The sequence below is a fragment of the Streptosporangium subroseum genome (assembly GCF_900188345.1).
In the GTDB taxonomy this organism is placed as follows: Bacteria; Actinomycetota; Actinomycetes; order Streptosporangiales; family Streptosporangiaceae; genus Streptosporangium; species Streptosporangium subroseum.
Window position 1 is genome coordinate 63260 of sequence record NZ_FZOD01000006.1, and the last position, 21224, is coordinate 84483.

Sequence of the window (21224 nt, forward strand, 5' to 3'; positions counted from 1 at the left end):
CACCGGGCCAAGGGATAGAGGAGAGACATGTCATCGGGGGACAGGATCCGCGGCGCCTTCATCGGCCTCGCGATCGGCGACGCGGCCGGCTGGCCGTCCGCGCGGCACCGCTCCGCGCTGCTCGCGCCCTGGAGCAGGCGGCTCGCGAGGGAGCTGGACGGCTTCGCCGAGGAGCACCGGGTCACGACTCCGCCCGTGCCCTTCACGCTGAACCAGCCCGTCGAGCCGTTGGCGATCGGGCCGTCCGACGACGCCGAGTGGCTGGCCTGGACCGCGCTCACCATCCACGAGGACCGCGCCGAGGCCTTCGGCAGGCTGGCGGGCCGGTCGGACCTGCGCGTACGGATCTCCGTACGCTCGGCGCTGGACAACCTGGCGGCGGGCAAGCCGCCTCCGGCCAGCGGTCACGACAACCCGCACTTCTTCGACGACGCGGCGGCCGTACGGGCCGTCGCCTTCGGGGCGATCGGGGCAGACCCGAGGGCCGACGCCTCGGTCACCAACGCCGGGGACGGCGTCCACGCGGCCATGGCCGTGGCGGCGGCGGTCGCCGAGCTGGTCGCGGGCGGGCCCATGGCCTCGGCCGTCGAGGCGGCCCTGGCCGAGCTGCCCGAGGACACCGCGATCGGCCACGCGACGAGAACGGCGCTCGCGGTGGCGCGAAAGGCGGGTGACCCCTTCGCGGCGGTCCCGGCCCTGGACGCGGCCCTGCTCGACCACGTCTACAGCTACGGCGTCGCGGCCTCGCAGACGGTCGCGGTGGCGTTCGCGCTCGCGGAGGTGTCCGGGGGCTCGCTCAGCGCGGCCGTGCCCGCCGCCGCGTGCCTGCCCTCGCTCGCCGACTCCGCCCCGGCCCTGACCGGAGCGCTCACCGGAGCTTTCACTGGGTATGAGGCTCTTCCGGAAGGCTGGCGGGCCGCGGCGCGCACGCTGACCGGCTGTGGCCTGCCCGACCTGGCAGGAATGGATCTCATCGACATCGCTGGAGGACTCGCATGACGCCGCAGGACGATCTGCTGACCGACAAGGCCGTCGGATGTGTGACGGGCGCGGCGGTCGGCGACGCGCTCGGCGGCGCGACCGAGGGCTGGACGCCCGAGCAGATCCAGGACCGCTACGACGGGTACGTGACGGGCATCGTCCCGCCGTACTTCGAGGACTGGCGCAACGCCCGGCCCATCGCTCCGTACCACAAGGGCGACGGCCACATCACCGACGACACCCTGATGACCCACGCGCTGATCCGCGTGTACGAGAAGGCCGGACGGCACCTGGACGCATACGCGGCGGCCGAGTACCTGGTGCCCGAGATGATGGGCGAGAAGCGCTGGATCCCCGAGCTGGAGGCAGAGGCGCTACCCCTGCAGCGGGTCTTCCTCGCCGAGAAATGGCTGGTCCTGCGACTGCACTACGGCCACGTCGACCCGCGTGAGGCGGGGGTCGGCAACATCGTCAACTGCGGCGCCGCCATGTACATGGCACCGGTCGGCATCGTGAACGCGGCCAACCCCGACGCGGCGTACGCCGAGGCCGTCGACCTGGCGGGAGCCCACCAGTCCAGTTACGGCCGGGAGGCCGCCGGGGTGCTCGCCGCCGCCGTCGCCGAGGCCATGCGCCCGGGCGCGAGCGCGGACTCGGTGGTCGCCACGTGCCTGCGCCTGGCGCAGGACGGCACGCGGGCCGCCATCGAGGCCGTCTGCGAGCGGGCGAGGGGCTTCGGCCACTGGGAAGGGTCCTTCGGCGCGTTGCGCGAGGCCGTCGCGCCCTACGACACCGTCGCGGAGACCTACCGTGACCAGGGACTCGGCGCCCGGAGGCCGAGCCGCCTGCACAGCATCGAGGAGCTGCCGCTGGCGCTCGCCTTCCTGCTGATCGCCGGGGGCGACTACCGCGACACCGTTCTCGGGGGGGTGAACTACGGCCGTGACGCCGACTCGATCGCGAGCATGGGCGGGGCGATCGCCGGGGCGCTCTCGGGCGCCAAGGCGGTGCCGCCGGAGTGGCTCGACCCGGTGACGGAGGCGAGCAGGATCGACCTGGTGGCTCCCGGCGTGTCCATCGCCGAGGTGGCCCGCGGCGTCCACGCCGCCGACCTCGCCACGCGCCGGGCCCACGAGAGCGCCTTCACCTCCCTGACCTGGAACACCTCGGCGGGCGAGAGGGCATGACGCATCCGGGCCGGGACATCTTGGAGAACGGCGTGAAGGGTCAGGGCCGGGGCATCGCAGTGGGGGAGAGGGCATGACCGATCGTCTGGTCCGGCTGACCTGGGTGCAGCCGGAGGATCTGGTCGGCCACGAGCTGCGCCAGGCCGCCGAGGACGGCCGTTCAGCGGAGGTCGCGGGGATTGCCGCCCGGTGGCACTCCGCCGGGGGGCACGACGCGCCGCCCCGGGCGGGGGCCTCTCCGGGACCCGCCACGCCGGAGCTGCGCCGCCTGGCCGGGGAACTGCTGGACGAGCTGGCCGCGATCCCGTCCCCCCTTCCCGAACCGTCCGGGCCCTTCTTTCCCGAGCCGTCCGGGTTTCCCGTCGTCCCCCTGAGCGCCCCCGGAGCCCCGTCCCCGGTGGCCGCCACCGGACGGTCGACCCCGGTGACCGCCGATGTCGGCGGGCTCTCCGAACGGCTGCTCGGCGCGTGGCTCGGGCGCGCGGCCGGGTGCGTGCTGGGCAAGCCGGTGGAGAAGATCCCTCGCGAGGGCATCAGGGAGATCGCGGAGGCCACCGGCAACTGGCCCATCCGGGGCTGGTTCACCGCGGTCGGCCTTCCGGACGACGTGGCGGCCCACTGGCCGTGGAACAGGCGCAGCGCCGTCAACTCCCTGGCCGAGAACATCGACGGCGTTCCCGAGGACGACGACCTCAACTTCCCACTCCTGGCCCTGTCGCTGCTGGAGCGCTTCGGCCGGGACTTCACCACCGCGGACGTCGCCGCGATGTGGCTGGACGAGCTGCCCGCGGGCCGCGTCTTCACCGCGGAACGGGTGGCGTACCGCAACCTGCTCGACGGGGTCGAGCCACCGGGCACGGCGACGTGGCGCAACCCGTTCAGGGAATGGATCGGCGCGCTGATCAGGGCGGACGTGTACGGCTGGGTCAACCCGGGCGACCCCCGCACCGCGGCCGAGTTCGCCTGGAGGGACGCCCGCCTCAGCCACACCGCCAACGGGATCTACGGCGCGATGATGGTCGCGGCCATGTGCGCGAGCTCTCTCGTCGCCTCCTCGGTCGAGGAGGTCGTCGCCGCGGGGCTCTCCGTCGTGCCCGCCGGATCACGGCTGGCGCGGGCCGTACGGGACGCCGTCGCCGACGCGGAGTCGGAGCCGGACTTCGAGCGGGTGGTGGACCGGCTGTACGAGCGTCACGGCGGCCTGCACTGGGTCCACACGATCAACAACGCGGCGCTGGTCGCGGCGGCCCTGACCCACGGGCGCGGGGACTTCACGGCCTCGATCGCCGGGGCGGTCGCCGGAGGCTGGGACACCGACTCGGCGGGGGCGACGGTGGGATCGATCGCGGGCGGGCTGCTCGGCGCGTCCCGGATCCCCGCCGAGTGGGCGCTGGAGAACCGGCTGGCCAGCAGCCTGCGAGGCTTCGACGGCATCGGCTTCGACGAGCTCACCCGCCGCACCCTGGCGGTCTGGCCGAGCCGATGACCGGCTCCGCCGGGTCGAGCCGTACGGGACGCCGCGTCGGGTCCCCGTACGGCGTGGCCGAGAACCTGGAGGAAGATCGATGAAAGCCCTGGAAGGCGTCCGCGTCCTCGACCTCGCGACGCTGTTCGCCGGACCGATGGCGGCGATGCTGCTCGGTGACTTCGGCGCCGAGGTCGTCAAGGTCGAGCATCCGGCCAGGCCGGATCCCTCACGGGGGCACGGGCCCGGCGGTCTGTGGTGGAAGATGCTCGGCCGCAACAAGCGGGCCATGACCCTGAACCTGTCCACGGCCGAAGGCCAGGACCTGCTTCTCGCCCTGGTGCGCGATGCCGACGTGGTCATCGAGAACTTCCGGCCGGGGACGCTGGAGCGGTGGAACCTCTCCTACGACCGGCTCCGTGAGGCCAACCCGCGCCTGGTGCTCGCCCGGGTCACGGGCTTCGGCCAGTTCGGGCCGTACGCGAAGCGGCCCGGGTTCGGCACGCTCGCCGAGGCGATGAGCGGGTTCGCCGCGATGACCGGCGAGCCGGATGGGCCGCCGACCCTGCCGCCGTTCGGCCTGGCGGACGGCATCTGCGCCCTCGCGACCGCCTACGCCGTGATGGCGGCGCTTCGCGCGCGTGAATCCACCGGCGCGGGGCAGGTGGTCGACATGTCGATCATCGAGCCCATCCTGACGGTGCTCGGGGCCCAGCCGACGATCTACGACCAGCTCGGGATCGTGCCGCCGCGCACCGGCAACCGTTCGGTGAACAATGCGCCGCGCAACACCTACCGGTGCGCGGACGGCTCCTGGGTGGCGGTGTCGACCTCGGCGCAGAACATCGCCGAGCGGGTCATGCGCCTGGTCGGCAGGCCCGAGTACATCGCCGAGCCGTGGTTCGCCACCGGTGCGGGACGGGTCGAGCACGCCGCCGAGCTCGACGAGGCCGTCGCCACATGGGTTGCCGCGCGTACCCGCGACGAGGTGCTGACCGCGTTCGAGGAGGCGCAGGCCGCGGTGGCGCCGATCTACGACGTGCGCGACGTGCTGACCGATCCGCAGCTCACCGCCCTGGACGCCGTCACCACCGTGGAAGATCCCGAGTTGGGGCCGCTGCGGATGCAGAACGTCATGTTCCGGCTGTCGGACACCCCCGGGGAGATCCGCTGGACCGGCCGCCCCCACGGCGCCGACACCTCCGGCCTGCTGTCGGAGCTGGGCCTGTCGGCCTCGGACATTGAAACGCTGCGCGAGAAGGGAGTGGTCTGATGCCGGACCGCCCACACAAGACGGACACGACACCGACCACTCCGTACGAGACGAACATGGCACCGACGACTCCGCGCGAGATGAACATGACACCGACGACTCCGTACGAGATGAACATGACATCGACCACCCCGCACGAAACGGATAGGGCATCGACCACCCCGCACGCGCCTGCGGGGGGAGCCGGGCCGTGCTGACCTTCCTGTACGCGCCCGCCGATCGGCCGGCGCTGGTGGCCAAGGCGCTCGCCGGAACCGCCGACGTGGTCATCGTCGACCTCGAGGACGCCGTCGCGGCGGACGGCAAGAGCCAGGCCCGGGCGGAGCTCGTACGGCTGCTCGCCTCCCCCCAGCCGCGCGTCCAGATCAGGGTCAACGACGTGCGCACGGTCTGCGGCCAGGCGGACCTGCGGGCCGTCGGCCCCCTGTGCTCGGGCACGGCCGGCATCCGGGTGCCGAAGGTCGAGTCTGCCGACGACGTTCGTGACGTGGCCAGAGCCGTGCCGGGCGTCGCGTTGCACCCGCTCCTCGAGTCGGCCCTCGGCCTCGAACGGGCCTACGAGATCGCCTCGGCCGATCCGGCGGTGGCGAGCATCGGCCTGGGCGAGGCGGACCTGCGCGCGGATCTGGGTGTCAGCGACGAGGCGGGCCTGGCCTGGGCGCGGTCGCGGGTGGTGGTCGCCGCCCGTGCGGCCGGGCTGCCGGCGCCCGTCCAGTCGGTCTACACCGACTTCCGCGACCTGGAAGGCCTGGCCGAGTCGTGCCGGGTCGGCCGTTCCATGGGTTTCCGCGGCCGGGCCGCCATCCACCCGGCCCAGCTCCCGGTCATCGAGGCCGCCTACCGGCCGACGGAAGAGGAGATCACGGCCGCCAACGAGGTCGTGGCGGCCGCCGGAGTCGGTGCCGTGGCACTCCCGGACGGCCGCTTCGTCGACGAGGCCGTCGTCCGTCAGGCCAGAAGCGTCCTCGCCGACGCCCTCCGCACTCCGGCGACCACCCCCACGCCGACCGGCCGGTGCCCCTCGCCCTGACATCGGGCTGAAAGGGTCACCGGCCGGTCGGCGTACCGGCCCATGAGGTCGGCTGTCTCCGGCGGCTTCGGGCCGTGAACGGAGCGACTACCAGCGACCGCCCTTTTGGACCTGGCCGCGGACCGCGCCGTCGGGGAACTGCTTGGTGTGCATGTTGGCGTACCAGTTCTTCGGGTTGCTCTTGATCCCCTTGAGCACGCTGGCGTCCTTGACGAGGACGGAACCGGAGCTGGTGTTGCCGCGGATCTTGCCGCTGGACAGCAGGTCGATGACGACGGCGCCGTTCGTGCCCGCCTTGCCGCGGTGGATGTGGAAAGCGGTGGGCCTGGTGACGTTCTTCCACTGGACGAAGTAGTACATGCGGTTGCCCTGGATGCGGAACTTCGCGACCGCCAGACCGTCGCGGTCGTTGACCTTTTTGCCCGGCTCTCGCACCTCGTTCCTGCCCAGGAGCACACTGGCGAAGTAGTAACTCTTGGACGTGCCGGCCACCGCGGCACCGCTGAGCGCGGCCGCGGGAGCGGCGCTCACCCCGGCGGGCGCGGCCGCCGAAGTGGTGGCGGCCCCGGCGGGTACGGCCACCGCGGTGGCGGCCAGCGCCGCGATCGCGGCGCCTGCCGCCACCCGGCCCATCATGCGCCGCCGCGAGATACGTCCGCTGTCAACCTGCTCAGAAGTATTCATTATGGCCTCTTCCCTTGAGTTTTCCGTGCCGCTCTTTTCCGACACCGCAGACATTAGGGAAAGCATTTGCGGTGTTATGCGTACGAATCCACACAAGGGCCGAACATGCACAACGACACACAGCGCCGTTAAAAATCCCTTGAAGGGGTGGGGATATCGGGGCCGGAGAATGACACCGTGTCCGTGTCCGTGTCCGCTGCCGGGTCCGCGGCCCCCGGGACATGACCCGGGGGCCGCGGTTGTGGACTGACCGGATTTCAGAGCCGGTCGAGTGAGGTTCCCGCTTGACGCAGAACGAGCCGCCGCCGCATTCCGCCTCCAGCGCGCCGTGTCCCGCGAAGCGGGCGGGCAGGACAAGCGCGTTGGGGTCAGCGGCCCGGTGGGGAATCTCCTACCGGTGGTCGCTCAGGCGTGCGCGCAGCAGGTTGGGGTCGGTGGCCGTGGTGTAGGCGGCGCTGAGCACGTACACGTCATTGCCGCGCAGCGCGATCGAGGTGGGGTTCTGAAGTCCGTCGGTGGCATCCAGAACGGTGGTGCCGGTGCCGTCGGACTTGATGCGCACGACCGTGTTGGGTCCGTTGAGGGCGGCGAGGATCTCGTCGCCGCGGCCGGTGAAGGCGAAATCGTCGATACCGGCCAGGCCTGACGCCTTGACCTGCGGCGCTCCCGCACGGTTTCCGGAGCGGATCGGAATGCGCAGGAGGGTGCCCCGGTCGAGGTTGGTCACCCACAGCGCGCCGCGGTGCACTTTCGCGCCGTTGGCTCCGAGGAAGCCGGCCCGGGCGAGTTCGGGAGCGGTGGACCACGCGGTGGGTTTGCCGCCGGCGATGGGGACGGTCCATACGGTGCCGAGCACGGAGTCGGTGATGTAGAGCCGTTTGCCGTGCTCGTCCAGTGCCAGCCCGTTGGGCAGGCCGTTTGCGGGCAGCGCGGCGATGCGCTGCGGGGCCCGCCCGGGACGCAGCCGCCACAGCCCCGTCAGATCGGCCGTGCCGGTCGCGTACAGCACGTACACCGTGCCGTCTGAGGTACGGACGATGCCGGTGGCCAGGGCGAAGCCGAGGACCGGCGTCTTGACTCCGCCGTCGGCGGGCGCGGGCAGCGTCGCCAGGATGCGCGTCGCGCCCCGGGGAGTGACCTGAGCCACCTGGCGGCTGGCGGCGAAGGTGACGTCCGCCGTACCGTCGGGCAGCAGGGCGATGTTCTCCGGCATCTGGCCTGCGGACAGGTTGAAGTGGGTGGCGATCCGCACATCTGTCAGCGGTGCCAGGGGAGCCTTGGCGGACATCGCGGTGGCCGGTGCGGCCGCTGTCAGGGCGGCGGCCGCCAGAACGGCCGACATGGTGATCTTGATGCTTCGCTTGGACATGATTCCTTCACTGTTTTCGGGCATGCGGCAGCCGCGGTGCGGTGCCGGGGTCGAGGGGGCGCCTCGGAGGGAGGTCGCGATCGTGCTGCCGACCGGCGGGCGTGGGAGCGGTCGGCTATGGGGACAGCCCGGCAGCGGGACGCCGCGGCGGATACGCCCGGCGCCCTCAGCGGGTGGAGGGGCTCAGATCAGGCGTCGCGGATGTCGGCGCCGTGTCGCTGCCGGGTTGCTTCCCGTGGCTGGGTCGCTTCCCGCGGCGCGGTGACGTGGGCGAGCAGGGTCAGGGCCGTCGCGGAGGGAGAGCCGGGATCGGCTGTGGCCACCACCAGGGCCGGGCCGTTTCCCTGCGGGCTCTGCAACGTCTGCTGGGTGACCGTCAGTGTCCCGACCAGGGGATGACGCATCTCGTAGTCGGCGACATCGCAGGGGAGGACCCGGTGATCGGCCCACATCGCGGAGAACTCCGGACTGCGCATGGTCAGCTCGCCGATCAGTCCGGCCAGCAGCGGATCATCTGGGTAACGCCCAGCCGTCAGGCGCAGGTTGCCCACCACGGCCCTGGCCTTGGCAGGCCAGTCGGTGTACAGGTCACGGGTATGCGCGTCAAGGAACACCAATCTGGCCATGTTCGGCCGTCGGCCCGGGTCGTCGGGGCTGTCCGGATCGAGATGGCCGGCGAACAGTCCGTGACCTTGACGGTTCCAGGCCAGGACATCGCTGCGGCGGCCGATCACGATGGCGGGTGTGTTCTCGAAGGCCGCCAGCAGAGCGCTGGTCGCCGGGGTGATGCGTTCGACCCGTGGCCGACCCGCGAGTCCGCCCCGTTTCGGTGCACGGGCCAGGGCGTGCAGATGGGCACGCTCGGAATCGTCCAGTCGCAGGGCGCCCGCTATGGCGTCGAGCACCTCGGGTGAGGCGTTGCGTGACTGACCCTGCTCCAGGCGGGTGTAGTAGGGCGCGCTGATGCCTGCGAGCATCGCGAGCTCCTCCCGTCGCAGCCCGGGCACCCGTCGCCGCTCGCCGTAGGTCTGCAGCCCGACGTCTTCTGGCCGCAGCCGGCCCCGGCGTGCCTGGAGGAAGTCGGCGAGGTGCCCGTGCTTGTTCATGGACCCAAGTATGCGTACCGCCGGCGACCTGCGCCTCACCCCGCTGGGGTAGGGATCGGCAGGGTCTGCCTCGCCCGGGCCCTGGTCTCCGGGATGAGCGCGTTCCTCTCGGAGCCCACCCTGCTCGCCCTGGCAGAGTGGATCGCCGGCCGTCGTATTCGTGACGGCACGCAATGAGGAAATCCGTCATTCCTCATTGCGTGCCGTCAGGTCGGCTGCGGGTGATGGCGCCCGTAGCCGACTCCTGTTGCGCCTGCCTGTCCGGCTTGACCTGGAGTTCACTCCATCACCCAGACTCTCGTCGGGGCCCGGATACGGCGGGCCGAACTGGAGGGGCAGCATGAAATATCGGACGATCGGCACTGACCCAACGACTCGCCGCGAGGTGAGTGTGCTCGCTCTCGGCGCGATGCTGTTCGGCTCGGTGACCGATGAGAAGACGTCTTTCGCGATCCTCGACCGCTATGTCGAGGCCGGGGGGACGTTCATCGACACATCCAACAACTACGCCTTCTGGGTCGACGGCGGCCAGGGCGGGAAGAGCGAGGAACTCCTTGGGCGCTGGCGTCGCAGCCGGGGCGTCGGCGAGGAGATCGTGATCGCCACCAAGCTGGGGGCGCGGCCGCTCGCGCCCGGCACCGGCTACGCCGACAACGCCGAGGGGCTGTCGGCCAAGACGATCCGGGAGTCGGCCGAGCGCAGCCGGGAACGGCTCGGCGTGGACAAGATCGACCTGCTTTACGCGCACATCGAGGACCGGACGGTGCCGCTCGACGACACCGTCGAGGGCTTCGGCGAGCTGGTGGCGGAGGGCACGGTCGGGCTGCTCGGGGTGAGCAACCATGCGATCTGGCGGGTGGAGCGGGCCCGAGCCCTGGCCGCCGCGGCGGGGGTGGCCGGGTACGAGGTGCTGCAGTACCAGCACAGCCATCTGCGCCCTCGCTTCGACGTACCCGAATCCATCTTCGAGGACGGCAGCCTCGGGCATGCCGGAGCCGAGCTGCTGAGCTACCTGCGCGCTGAGCCCGGCCTGACCCTGGTCGCCTACTCGCCGCTGCTGGGCGGCGCCTACACCAGGGAGGACAAGCCGGTGCCGCCGGACTACGACCACCCGGGAACTCCCGCCCGGCTGGCCGTGCTGCGCCAGGTCGCCGAGGAGAGCGGGGCGAGCGTGAACCAGGTGGTGCTGGCCTGGCAGATCGGCGGCCGGTTCCCGGTGATCCCGCTGGCCGGGGCGTCGTCGGTGGCGCAACTGGAGGAGAACCTCGCCGCGGTGGACCTGGAACTGACCGAGGACCAGCGGGCCCGCCTGGACTCGGTCCACTAGCCCTGCGTTCCGCACGTGACCCTGATCGACCTGGGACGATTACCCACAGCGCTGGATCATGTACGGCTGCTGTCCTGCAACGATGCGGCACGTGCGGTGAGGCCGGTGGCGGTGGCCTGGAGGAGACGGGTGAGGTGTGGTTCGAAGTCGAGCGCGGCGTGGCCCCAGCGGGGTTCCTGGGCGTAGAGCCGGGCGAGGGTCGGGGTGGGGTGGGAGATCTGCCAGAGGTTCGCGGTCAGGCCCAGCGCCGTCGTGACGAGGTCCTGGACCTGCCCGGTGGTCATGGTGCCGGTAGCCGTCAGGGTGTCGACGAGGGTGTCGTAGGCCGCGAACGAATGGGTCTTGTAGCGGCGGGCGCCGATGGGCCGGATGCTGCTGGTGGGCAACGCCAGCGGCGACTGGCGGCACACCGTGCAGACCAACGACCTGTGGGGCGGCAACGTCGCCATGCTCGGCTTCGCGGTCGGCTTCTACCTGCCCGCCCACCCCGAGCAGGCCCGCCCCGCGGCCCAGGCCGCCCTGAAGGCCGTCGGCCAGGGCCTGACCGACATCCGCCTTCAGACCCTGCCGCTGGCCGAGGCGGCCGAAGCGCACCGCCGCATCGAGAGCGGAGCGGTGGGCGGCCGGATTCTACTGACGCCCTGACCGCCATGCCGTCCCCAACGGCACGGTGCCGCGCACTCCTGGAGCGGCGTGTGCCCAATCTCCCCTGATGCCCGTATTCCCCGATATACCGCCTGCCTGCGAAGATCAGTCCGATTCCGATCAAGGTGTTGACCAGAGTCTTTTTTGCCCTCTACCGTCACGGAAGATGTCACGGAGTCTTTTCCGTCGCATTACTACCCCGTTAGAAGAGGCATGCATGGAACGTAACAAAGCCGCGTGGAGAAGAAGACGGACGGGGCTGCTCTCGATGACGGCGGCCGTCGTGTTCTCCGGAGGGATCGCGGCGGTGCCGGCGCTGGCCGAGGAACCCGCACCGGCCTCCGGCGCCCTCACCGAGGTCGCCGGGGAGAGCGCTCAGGTCGTCGAGTCGCCGGACGGTGACCTGCGGGTCGCGGTCACGGTCGTCGGCGGGCGTCTCACCTACAGCGTGACGAAGCATGACAGGACACTCGTCGGCGCGTCCGGGCTCGGTGTGGATCTCGCGGGACGACCCAGCCTCACGCAGGGCATGACCATCGAGTCCGTCGAACGGCGCACGATCGACGAGACGTGGAAGCCCGTCTGGGGGACGTCGAGCAAGGTCGGGAACCACGCGAGGGAGCTCACCGTCCACGCCCTCCAGGCCGGCACGGGGTTCAAGCTCGACATGGTGTTCCGGGTCTTCGACGACGGGATCGGCTTCCGCTACCGCTTCCCCGACCAGCCCGGCCTGGACGCCTACACCGTCACCGCCGAGCAGACCGAGTTCGCCCTCGACCCCGCCTCGCGGAGTTGGTCGATCGCCGCGGGCAAGACCTGGTCCGCCGACGAGCAGCACTACCGCGACCTGCCCCTGTCCGGCGTCTCCACCGCTCAGACCCCCATCACCGCCTCCGCCGCCGCCGACTCCTACGTGGTGGTGCACGAGGCCGACCTGACCGACTACCCCAGCATGACGCTGAAGGCGGTGCCGGGACGGCCCGGCCGGTTCTCCAGCGACCTGATCGCCCTCCCCGACGGCACCAAGGCCAAGCTGAACGGCGCGTTCTCCACGCCCTGGCGCACCCTGACCGTGGGGATTCGCCCCGGCGACCTGGGCGAGTCCCATCTGATCGAGAACCTCAACGACCCGTGCGCGATCTGCGATGACACGTCCTGGATCAAGCCCGCGACGTATACGGGCGTCTGGTGGGAGCTCCAGCGCAGGCAGACCACCTGGGACGCCGGGCCCAAGCACGGCGCGACCACCGCACGGGTCAAGCAGTACATCGACCTGGCCAAGGAGGCGGGCGCGAAGTTCGTGCTGGCCGAGGGCTGGAACACCAACTCCGGCGGCAGCTGGGCGGGCCAGGACTTCCTGACCCCGCAGGCCGACTTCGACCTCCCCGAAGTCCTCCGTTACGCCGCCGGCAACGGCATCGGGTACATCGCGCACAACGAGACCCGGGGCAACATCGACGACTACGACCAGAATCTGGAGAAGATCTTCTCCAGGTACGAGGAACTCGGCATCCACGCGGTCAAGACCGGCTACGCCACGAAGTTCGTGCTCGGCGGCGTCAACCGCAGCCACTACGACCAGGAGGCCGTCCGCCACTACCAGCGGGTGATCGACGCGGCGGCCCGGCACCGCATCACGATCGACGCCCATGAGGCGATCAAGCCCACCGGCCTGGCGCGCACCTACCCGAACATGATGACGGGCGAGGGCGTCGCGGGCATGGAGATGCAGAACTACATGGGCGCCAACGGCAACCCGCCCGCGCAGGCCACGATCCTCCCCTTCACCCGGTTCATGGGAGGACCCGCCGACTACACGCCCGGTGTCCTGAACGTCACGTGGGACCCGGGCCGACTCGGCACCCGCGTCCAGACCACCTCGGCCGCACAACTCGCGCTGTACCCGACGTTCTTCAGCCCGATGCAGATGCTCGCGGACACCCCCGAGAACTACGCCGCCCACCCCGGATTCGCCTTCCTCAAGAACATGCCCGCCACCTGGGACGAGACCCGCGTCCTGGACAGCGTCATCGGCGACTACACCACGACCGCCCGGCGCAACGGCGACATCTGGTATCTCGGCGCGATCACCGACGAGAACGACCGGAGCCTCCAGGTGCCGCTGTCGTTCCTCCCCAACGGCACCTTCGTGGCGGAGACCTACGCCGACGCCCAGGAGACCACTTGGAAGGGCGACCCGCTGCCCGTCGAGATCCGCAAGACCCTGGTCAGATCGTCCACCCGGCTGTCGATGTCGCTGGTCGCCGCCGGCGGTCAGGCGGTCAGGATCAGGCCCGCGACCGCCGAGGACCTCGGCGACCTCTCCTGGTACGCCACACCCCGCGCCTCCTACGGCACCCCCGAAGCCGTGCTGGACCCGGCCACCCAGCGGCTCACCGTGAAGGCCGAGCTCACCAACACCGGCAGCACGGTGGCGGAGTTCCCGGCCCAGGTGTTCCTCGACGGCCGCGCCGCCGGCGATGCCCGGCGCGTCCGCGTCGCGGGCGGCGGAGCCCGGACCGTCGAATGGACACTGCCCGCCTCCGAGGTGCCCGACCAGGACTTCCGGGTCGCGGTCGGCGCACCCACCGGTGAGCGCGGTGAACCGGTCCTCACCGCGCAGACGCGTTCGCTGCTCGGCCTCGTCCGGGAACTGCGGAAGTCCGGCGAGGTGACCTCGTCCGCGATGGCGCTCCTCCAGCCCACGATCACCAGGTCCGAGACCCTGCTCCGTCAGGGTGACCCGACCGGCCGTCTCCTGGCCCTCCAGGAAGTACGCCTCGCCCTCTACGGTCTCCCCCTCACCGAGGTGACCGCGCAGGCCCGCACCGCCGTCGACGAACAGCTCACCACCCGGCTCGACGCACCGGAAGCACTCTTCTCCCTCGCCCTGAGGGTGCGGCTGGCGACGGACACGGGCGCCCTCAGCCCGGCCCTGTCCGGCAGGCTCGCCCTCGAGGCCAGAGCCGCGATCACCGCGGCGGTCGCCAACGACCCGGCGGGGATGCGGGAAGCCCTCAACCGGTTCAACGCCCTGGTCGACGCCGAGCCGATCGCCCCGGACGTCGCGGCCGACCTGCTGTCCGTCAGCGGACTTTTCGCCACCGGCCCCCGCAAGGTCGAAGCGGAGTCCGCACAGCTCGTCAGCGGCGCGTGCCTGCGCACCGACCACACCGGCTACACCGGTACCGGCTTCGTGGCCTGCCTGAAGACCAAGGACAGCGGTCTCCGTTTCAACGCCCCGGTCACCGCCGACGGCCTGTACACCGTCCGCCTCCGCTACGCCAACGGCATGGGCGCCACCCAGACCATGACCCTCTCCAGCGGAACGCAGTCCCTCCAGCTCCGGCTACCCGCCCTGCAGAACTGGGACACCTGGTCCGAGCACCAGGTCAGCCTCCGCCTCACCAAGACCACCCCGCTGACCTTCGTGTACGGCCCCAACGACAACGGCAACGTCAACCTCGACTCCATCAGCCTCGAACCCAACCCAGGTGTCATCCACCGATAACCCGCAACACCACGATCACTGTCCCCGCGCGATCGGCTGATCGCGCGGGGGCGGACGTCGGAAAATCCTTGTTGCCGTTTCTGCAACAATTGGTCTCATGGACAAGATTGCTCAGGCGCTGTCCGAGGTCGGTCCTCGCCTCAAGCGGCTCAGGACCCAGCGTGACATCACCCTCGCGGCCCTGTCCGAGGCGACGGGGATCTCGAAGAGCACGCTGTCGCGGCTGGAGTCCGGACAGCGCAAGCCGAGCCTGGAGCTGCTGTTTCCCATCGCCCAGGCCCACCAGGTGCCGCTGGACGAGCTGGTCGGCACGCCCGAGGTGGGCGATCCCAGGATCCGTCTCACGCCCCGTAGCGCGCACGGCCGGATCGTGGTCCCCCTCACCCGCCAGCCGGGAGGCATCGCCGCCTGGAAGATCCTCGTCCCCGCCGACCAGACCGAGCCCGACCTCCGAGTGCACGATGGTTACGAATGGATCTACGTGCTGTCCGGCCGGTTGAGGCTCGTCCTGGCCGACCATGACCTTGTCCTGGCCGCGGGCCAGGTCGCCGAGTTCGACACCCGGCTCCCGCACTGGTTCGGCAGCGCCGGGACGGGGGCCGTCGAGATCCTCAGTCTCTTCGGACCCCAGGGCGAGCGCATGCACGTCCGCGCCCAGCCCCGGGCCAAGAGCTGACGGAGACGTCGGCGGAGGAAGACGATCGCGGCCGCACCGGCGATCCCCGGTCGCGGACGGCGCACGACCCGTGCGCGTCATCCGATACGCCATCGGCCGGCCGGACCTCTCCATTGATCACCTAGCATGGTCGCCCATGACCGAGCCGGACTTCCTCGTCGCCACCCGTGCCGCCTACGACGCCGTCGCCGCCCTTTACGCCGAGAGCATCCCCGCGAGTTACCACGCGAACCCGCTCCACCACGCGATGGTCTCCGTCTTCGCGGAGCTGGTCCGATCCTCCAGTGACGGCCCGGTGGCGGACGTGGGGTGCGGCCCCGGTCACGTCACCGCCCATCTGCGATCCCTCGGCGTGAGCGCCTTCGGCGTCGACCTGTCACCGGAGACGGTCGCACTCGCCCGAAACACCTATCCGGAGCTCCGCTTCGAGGTAGGGCTGATGGACGCCCTCGAAGTGGAGGACGCCTCCCTCGCCGGGGTTCTCGCCAACTACTCGATCATCCACACCCCACCCGAGCGGCTCCCCGCGATACTCGCCGAATTTCACCGCGTGCTCGCGCCCGGCGGGCACCTGCTGCTCGCCTTCCAGGCCTACGACGACCCCGCCGAGCTGGCCGAGGCGTTCGACCACAAGGTGTCCCTCGCCTACCGGTACTCGCCCGACCGCGTGGCCGAGCTGCTGCTCAAGGCCGGGCTCGCCGAGGTGGCCCGGCTGGTCATCGCCCCGGGCGAAGACCCCCAGCGGGGCTTCCCGCAGGCCCACCTTCTCGCCCGCCGTACGGCCTAGCCCGTCCCGGAGAGGTGCCCGACCAGCGTTCTCCGCCGCTCCGAGAGAGCGGCGGAGTCAACCGGAAGGTCCGCACGATGAGGTCAGGGATGCGAAGCGATCTCAAGGAGATCGTGCGGATCGCCGCGCCGTTGTATCTGTCGATGCTCGCGATCACGGCCGGAGCCCTGGTCAACACCGCGGTGCTGGGGAGATACGGGACGGTGTCGCTGGCGGCGTTCGCGGTCGTCAACGCGGTCTACATTCCCGCGTCGAGCGCGATCACCGGAGCAGTGCGTGGCGTGATGCCGTTCGTGTCGTCGAAAGCCGAGGACAGGGAGGGAGTCCTGGCCGTTCTCGGTGACGGCACCTGGCTCGCGCTCTTCACCGGCGCTCTCGGTTCCGTGGCGGTCGTCGCCGTGCCGCTGCTCGCTCGTGGCGGGGGAGTGCCCGACGAGGTTGTGGCCGAGCTCGGGATCTTCCCGTATGTGCTGGCCGTGAGCCTGCTGCTGACCGCCGTGGGTTCCATGGCCTCGGCGGTTCTGGTCGGGCTGGGGCACGGAAGGTCGGTCATGCGCGCCGGCCTGCTGTCGGTGGCCGTCACCGCGGTGCTCTCGCCGGCTCTGATCCTCGGGCCGGGGCCGCTGCCGACGCTGGGACTGAACGGCGCGGGCCTGGCGATGCTCACCGCCACCACCATGAGCACGGTCGTATATCTCCGCGAACTGCGCCGCCATCTGGAGACGCCGGTCAAGGCCATGCTGGTGCGCCGGCTGCGGATCCACCGGCTGGTCAAGCTGGGGAAGGTGGGGATCCCCATGGCGGGCACCGTCCTGGTGAAGTTCACCGTGCTCGGCGTCCTGGCCCTCGCCGCCGCACGCGTCGGGACGAGCAGCGCCGCCGCGCACAGCATCGCCATCGCCCTGGCGAACCTGACGTTCACCGCCGCGCTGGCGGTCGGCCCGGCGGTCGTACGGCTGGTCGCGAACCGTACCGCCGGGCACGCGCTGTCGGACGTGCGCGCCGGCGTGTGGGCGGGGCTGATCGTTGCCACGAGTGCCCTCGCGACCATCGGCGCCCTCGTTGTGCTCCTCCGTGACGTGGTGATCGTCGGCTTCACCTCGGACGCCGTGGTGAGCGCGGGAGTGCTGGCTCTGCTGCCGCTGGTGATCGTTGTCGTCCTGGCCGACGGGGTGCAGGCGGTCGCCGGGTTCGGTATGACCGGGCTCAAACGTACGATGCCGAGCCTGCTCCTGTTCCTCGTCTGCTACGGCCCGCTCGCGCTGTCTTCCGTGCCCGTCGCGGCGGGACACGGGCTCACCGGGCTGTGGACGGCGCTCGCGTTCGCCAACGCGCTTCTTGTCATGGGTCAGATCCTGGCTTTTCTGCGGGAGAGCAAGAAGGCGTGCGCCGCGGAACAGCGATCGCCGTTCCGGTCTCCTGTCGTGGACTGACGCGTTGTGGCAACCGGCTGAAACGGCCCGGGCGGCCTCCTGGTGCGAAGGCGCAACAGGAGAGCGGAAGACAGCGCGGGCCGCCGCGCGACCACCGACCACGCAGGAGGTCCGGCCATCGGACGGGAACGGCGCGGTCATGGAGAAGCTCGGGTCGAACAGGAACGGGGTCATGCGGCGGGCTCTCTCCTCGGGGAGAGTGTGACCGCGGCCGCACCGATCACGGTGGCGGCCAGGACGCCCAGCACGGTCAGGGTCACGCCGTCGGGATGGATCAGTGACTGGCCGCGCAGGGCCTGCCACAGCAGTAGGAAGAACAGGCAGCCGTAGGCGCCGCCGGCGATCAGCACGAGGCGCAGCCGCACCTCCTCGTTGCGCAGGACGGCAAAACGCGCGGACAGGGCCATGAGCAGCAGGGCGAACAGGGGCAGCAACTGCAGGGCATGCATGCCCACGAAGTGCGGTATGCGCAGGTCTCCGCCGATGGTGCTCCAGCCCACCACGGGCAGCCCCGGCCCGCCGTCGGCCGCGCCCACGCTGTGGGCGCCGGCGACGTCCTCGGCCCATGTCTGACCGGGCACCCCGGTCACCATCAGACCGCCGGAGGCGACGCCGAGCGTGGAGATGACGAGACCGAGCCGTACCGTCCAGGTGCTCACGCGGTCGGTCTGGCGATCGACGATCACGAAGATCGCGGCGATCAGGTTGGCGAGCATGAGCACGCCGATCGTGACGCCCATCGCGATCCAGATCGACCCGTCGAGCGGGGTCGCCTCATTGAAGTGGCTGTGGCGGCCCTTGGCGGCCTGGAAGGTGATGAGAGCGACCTCGGCGAACGCGGCCACGACCAGGGCGGTCCCCATCCACCAGCTCGTCCGCCCGGCCCGATGGCGGAGTGAGAGCAACCATGCCCAGGTGAACGAGTACAGGGCGAAGGAGATCGCGAACTTCATGGGCTTGATCCAGATGGGGAGGCCGTCGAGCGTGCGGTCGTCCACGAAGACGAGGATCAGGAAGACGAGGGTGAGCGCCGCCATGGCGGCGGACAAGAACAGGAGGGGGCGGTGCCATCGCAGCATGGGGGGTCTCCGATGTGGATAGTGGATACTAGTGCTTACCACTATCAATAGCTAAACTATCCGCATACGACAAGAGGGGATTCGAAAGCGTGCGCATGGCGGAGCTGAACGAGACGACGGGCATCCCGATCCCGACGATCAAGTACTACATACGGGAGGGCCTCGTCGCGCCCGGCCGGCCGACCGGACGGAACCAGGCCGACTACACCGAGGAGCACGTGCGCAGACTCAAGCTCGTGCGGGCCCTGGTCGAGTACGGCGGGTTGTCCATCGCGGTCATCCGCGACCTGATCGCACAGGTCGACAATCCGGAACTGGAGGCGTTCGACCTGCTCGCCGCGGCGCAGAAGACCGTGACCCAGGCGAAGGACCCGCGGCCGGGGCCGTACAAGGACGGCGCCGAGCGCCGCCTGCACGATCTGCTCGCCAAGCGGGGCTGGCGGATCAGGACCGGCGACCCCGCCTACCGCACCGCCGTCGGCGTGCTGGCCGCCCTGGACGAGGTCGGCCGCCAGGACATGCTCGACGTCCTCGACGACTACGCCGAGGCCGCCGAGCGGATCGCCGAGATCGACCTGGGCCTGATCGGCGACGTGCGCGACCGCGATCGCGCGGTGGAGATCGTGGTCATCGGCACCTCGGTGGGCGACACTCTGGTCGCCACGCTGCGCCGGCTGGCGCAGGCCACCGTCGGCGAGCGGCTCTACACCTGAGGGACGGCGCCGACTGGGCGTTCCGCCGGCACCCGCACACCGCTCCCAATAGTGATCATTTTGTGATGTGTGCTGTCCGCCGCCCCGGGCAGAGGGCTCGCCAGCCAAGCAAACGGAGAGTGTGGAACATGACAGTCACCGGCATCATCACCGCCATCGTCATCGGAGCCATCATCGGAGCCCTGGGCCGGCTGGTCGTGCCAGGCCGCCAGGGCATCCCGATCTGGCTGACCATCGTGATCGGCATCGTCGCCGCCCTCATCGGCACCGCCATCGCCAGCGCCTTCGGCGTCGCCAGCACCGGCGGGATCGACTGGATCGAGCTGATCCTGCAGATCGCCGTCGCCGCCGTCGGCGTGATCGCGGCGGTGAGCCTGTACGGCAGGCGCGGCGTCCGATAAATGTGATCATCAGCGCCTGCGCGCCCGTGCGATGAGCATGCGGTGCCCGTGATGGCCTCGCCCTGACAGACAGGGCGAGGCCATCGGCTTTTCCCATCGGCTTTTCAGGGCCCGAGGAGCGGTCCGGACCCTGACCGCCATGTCTTGCGCCGGTGAGTTCGCATTCCATCTGGGATCGATGGCAAGGTGTGACCTCAGGTCGAGGTCGCAGCGGATGGAAAGATGCGTGACATGGGCGTAAGGAGTAGAAATGACGTGGTGCCGGCCGGCAGGGGTGACGGGGATGTCATCGTGCGGGTTCCGGCCGGTTTCCAGTCCGGCCTGACCGAGGGCACCGCCGTCCCGGCCCTGACCGTCCCGCCCTCGTCGCCGAAGGTGTCCTCGTGACCGATGCCGTTCAGCTCGCCCTGCACCCCGACGACACGTTGCCGCGGACGCTCATCGTGACCTTGAGCGGCGAGCTGGACTACGACAACGCCGAAGCCCTGCACACGCGGTTTCTAGCCCTGCTGGCCGACGACTATCGCTGCCTGGTCCTGGACCTGACCGAGCTGACGTTCTGCGACTCCACCGGGATCAGAATCTTCCTGGCTCTGCGTGAGCTGATCGACGACCGTGGCGGGATCATCGCGCTGACCGACCTGCACCCCCGCCTCGTCAGGATTTTTCAGATGACGGGCTTGGTGCAGTTCTTCGCCGTGCACCCCAGCCGCGCCGATGCCCTGGCCATCTTGCGTGACCAGCCGAGCGCCTCATAGATTTCGCCTCCCTTCTACGGCGCGGTGGGAGCACTCCCACGGAAAGTCGATGATTGAGCAGCTCAGGGCGGGCAGTGACCTACTGCGCGATCCGTCGTCAACACCTCTGATTCTGGTAAGCGAGTCGGCAGCCCCCCGGTGAGATCCAGAAACGGCATTCACACGGGAGGGTATGGGTGAACCCAGACCAGCGAACGTACTGGCCGATCAGCACCGACCTCGCCGCTCTGCGGCGACGGGTCCACCGTTATGTGACTCAGGCGGGACTGACCGGAACGCGGCGCGACGACCTGTTGCTGGCCGTCAACGAGGCGGCGATCAATGTCCTGGAACACGGTGGCGGCAGCGGCACCGTGACCCTCTGGCACGACGAGCGGGACCTGACCGTCAACGTCGTCGACATCGCGGGTCGGCTCACCGCCCACGACGTCCATCGCCGGCTTCCCTCTCCCCGCGCGGAGCGGGGCTTCGGACTGTGGCTGATGGGCCGGCTGTGCGATGAGTTCACCATCCATCAAGAACGCGGACGATCCCACGTCCGGCTCCGGATGCGTCTGCACCCCACCCCGTAGGCGGGTGCCGCGCCGAGGCCTGCCTTCCGCGGGCCACGACCATGAAGGCGCAGCCCTCGCCTGGAGACGAGCAGGCCCCGGGATCACCCCGAACGCCCACGGGCGGCCGGCGAGGAGCCGGCCAAGACGGCGACCTTCACCGGGAACCGCGGCCTCACGATTCATGACCTGAGCTGCTATGTACGAGAGAAAGATGCCAAATAGGCAAACAGCCGATAACGCTACTT

At 70.3% G+C, this 21224-nt stretch carries 21 protein-coding genes; 16 read left to right on the forward strand and 5 right to left on the reverse strand.

The genetic code is table 11. The features are described from left to right. Positions 1–27 precede the first annotated feature (27 nt). From CHC08_RS08300 to CHC08_RS08320, 5 genes are all read left to right on the forward strand, one after another. On the forward strand, positions 28–999 hold the full coding sequence (locus tag CHC08_RS08300) for an ADP-ribosylglycohydrolase family protein (protein WP_089206604.1): 972 nt from the start codon (positions 28–30) through the stop codon (positions 997–999). Then, positions 996–2168, forward strand: a complete 1173-nt coding sequence (locus CHC08_RS08305; RefSeq protein WP_089206605.1) for an ADP-ribosylglycohydrolase family protein — start codon at positions 996–998, stop codon at positions 2166–2168. The genes CHC08_RS08300 and CHC08_RS08305 overlap by 4 nt, the downstream gene beginning before the upstream one ends. 73 nt (positions 2169–2241) lie before the next feature. Then, on the forward strand, positions 2242–3654 hold the full coding sequence (locus tag CHC08_RS08310; RefSeq protein ID WP_089206606.1) for an ADP-ribosylglycohydrolase family protein: 1413 nt from the start codon (positions 2242–2244) through the stop codon (positions 3652–3654). 79 nt (positions 3655–3733) lie between these two features. Then, positions 3734–4906: a CaiB/BaiF CoA transferase family protein gene (locus CHC08_RS08315; RefSeq protein ID WP_089206607.1), complete on the forward strand. Its 1173-nt coding sequence runs from the start codon at positions 3734–3736 to the stop codon at positions 4904–4906. A 190-nt stretch (positions 4907–5096) separates the two neighbouring features. Then, positions 5097–5936, forward strand: coding sequence for an HpcH/HpaI aldolase/citrate lyase family protein (locus CHC08_RS08320; protein ID WP_218825167.1), 840 nt, complete (start codon positions 5097–5099; stop codon positions 5934–5936). A gap of 87 nt (positions 5937–6023) precedes the next feature. Here the strand turns inward: CHC08_RS08320 and CHC08_RS08325 are convergent, their stop codons facing one another. From CHC08_RS08325 to CHC08_RS08335, 3 genes are all read right to left on the reverse strand, one after another. Then, the gene (locus CHC08_RS08325) at positions 6024–6620 is read right to left on the reverse strand and encodes a CHRD domain-containing protein (RefSeq protein WP_143653145.1); all 597 of its coding nucleotides are present in this window, start codon (positions 6618–6620) and stop codon (positions 6024–6026) included. 391 nt (positions 6621–7011) lie between these two features. Beyond that, positions 7012–7989, reverse strand: coding sequence for a hypothetical protein (locus CHC08_RS08330; protein WP_089206610.1), 978 nt, complete (start codon positions 7987–7989; stop codon positions 7012–7014). A gap of 188 nt (positions 7990–8177) precedes the next feature. After that, the gene (locus tag CHC08_RS08335; protein ID WP_089206611.1) at positions 8178–9095 is read right to left on the reverse strand and encodes a helix-turn-helix domain-containing protein; all 918 of its coding nucleotides are present in this window, start codon (positions 9093–9095) and stop codon (positions 8178–8180) included. A gap of 340 nt (positions 9096–9435) precedes the next feature. On the opposite strand from CHC08_RS08335, the gene CHC08_RS08340 reads away from it, so the two are divergent. Then, positions 9436–10422 carry an aldo/keto reductase gene (locus tag CHC08_RS08340; protein WP_089206612.1) on the forward strand — a complete coding sequence of 329 codons (987 nt, stop codon included), beginning with the start codon at positions 9436–9438 and terminating at the stop codon, positions 10420–10422. A 56-nt stretch (positions 10423–10478) separates the two neighbouring features. Here the strand turns inward: CHC08_RS08340 and CHC08_RS08345 are convergent, their stop codons facing one another. Further along, positions 10479–10808, reverse strand: a complete 330-nt coding sequence (locus CHC08_RS08345) for a hypothetical protein (protein ID WP_089206613.1) — start codon at positions 10806–10808, stop codon at positions 10479–10481. Here CHC08_RS08345 and CHC08_RS08350 point away from each other — a divergent pair. From CHC08_RS08350 to CHC08_RS08370, 5 genes are all read left to right on the forward strand, one after another. Then, entirely contained in the window at positions 10801–11067 is a 267-nt protein-coding gene (locus tag CHC08_RS08350) for a zinc-binding dehydrogenase (protein WP_179281946.1), read from the forward strand. The genes CHC08_RS08345 and CHC08_RS08350 overlap by 8 nt on opposite strands. 217 nt (positions 11068–11284) lie before the next feature. Next, complete coding sequence (locus CHC08_RS08355) at positions 11285–14578, forward strand: glycoside hydrolase family 97 N-terminal domain-containing protein (RefSeq protein WP_179281947.1); 3294 nt, start codon at positions 11285–11287, stop codon at positions 14576–14578. Between the two features lie 97 nt (positions 14579–14675). Further along, positions 14676–15254: a helix-turn-helix domain-containing protein gene (locus CHC08_RS08360; RefSeq protein ID WP_089206616.1), complete on the forward strand. Its 579-nt coding sequence runs from the start codon at positions 14676–14678 to the stop codon at positions 15252–15254. Positions 15255–15390: 136 nt separating this feature from the next. Next, on the forward strand, positions 15391–16041 hold the full coding sequence (locus CHC08_RS08365) for a class I SAM-dependent DNA methyltransferase (protein WP_089206617.1): 651 nt from the start codon (positions 15391–15393) through the stop codon (positions 16039–16041). Between the two features lie 89 nt (positions 16042–16130). Continuing rightward, a complete protein-coding gene (locus CHC08_RS08370) occupies positions 16131–17474 on the forward strand; it encodes an MATE family efflux transporter (RefSeq protein ID WP_218825168.1) in 1344 nt (447 codons plus the stop codon). A 170-nt stretch (positions 17475–17644) separates the two neighbouring features. On the opposite strand, the gene CHC08_RS08375 is transcribed toward CHC08_RS08370, so the two are convergent. Beyond that, positions 17645–18553 carry a hypothetical protein gene (locus CHC08_RS08375; protein ID WP_089206618.1) on the reverse strand — a complete coding sequence of 303 codons (909 nt, stop codon included), beginning with the start codon at positions 18551–18553 and terminating at the stop codon, positions 17645–17647. Between the two features lie 95 nt (positions 18554–18648). Here CHC08_RS08375 and CHC08_RS08380 point away from each other — a divergent pair, with 95 nt between their 5' ends. From CHC08_RS08380 to CHC08_RS08395, 5 genes are all read left to right on the forward strand, one after another. Then, a complete protein-coding gene (locus CHC08_RS08380) occupies positions 18649–19266 on the forward strand; it encodes a MerR family transcriptional regulator (RefSeq protein WP_089206619.1) in 618 nt (205 codons plus the stop codon). A 128-nt stretch (positions 19267–19394) separates the two neighbouring features. After that, complete coding sequence (locus tag CHC08_RS08385; RefSeq protein ID WP_089206620.1) at positions 19395–19667, forward strand: GlsB/YeaQ/YmgE family stress response membrane protein; 273 nt, start codon at positions 19395–19397, stop codon at positions 19665–19667. Positions 19668–19898: 231 nt separating this feature from the next. Further along, positions 19899–20054, forward strand: a complete 156-nt coding sequence (locus CHC08_RS49375) for a hypothetical protein (RefSeq protein WP_179281949.1) — start codon at positions 19899–19901, stop codon at positions 20052–20054. Further along, entirely contained in the window at positions 20051–20425 is a 375-nt protein-coding gene (locus CHC08_RS08390; protein WP_089206621.1) for an STAS domain-containing protein, read from the forward strand. Before CHC08_RS49375 ends, CHC08_RS08390 begins: the two co-directional genes overlap by 4 nt. 176 nt (positions 20426–20601) lie before the next feature. Then, a complete protein-coding gene (locus CHC08_RS08395) occupies positions 20602–20997 on the forward strand; it encodes an ATP-binding protein (RefSeq protein ID WP_179281950.1) in 396 nt (131 codons plus the stop codon). Positions 20998–21224: the final 227 nt, after the last annotated feature.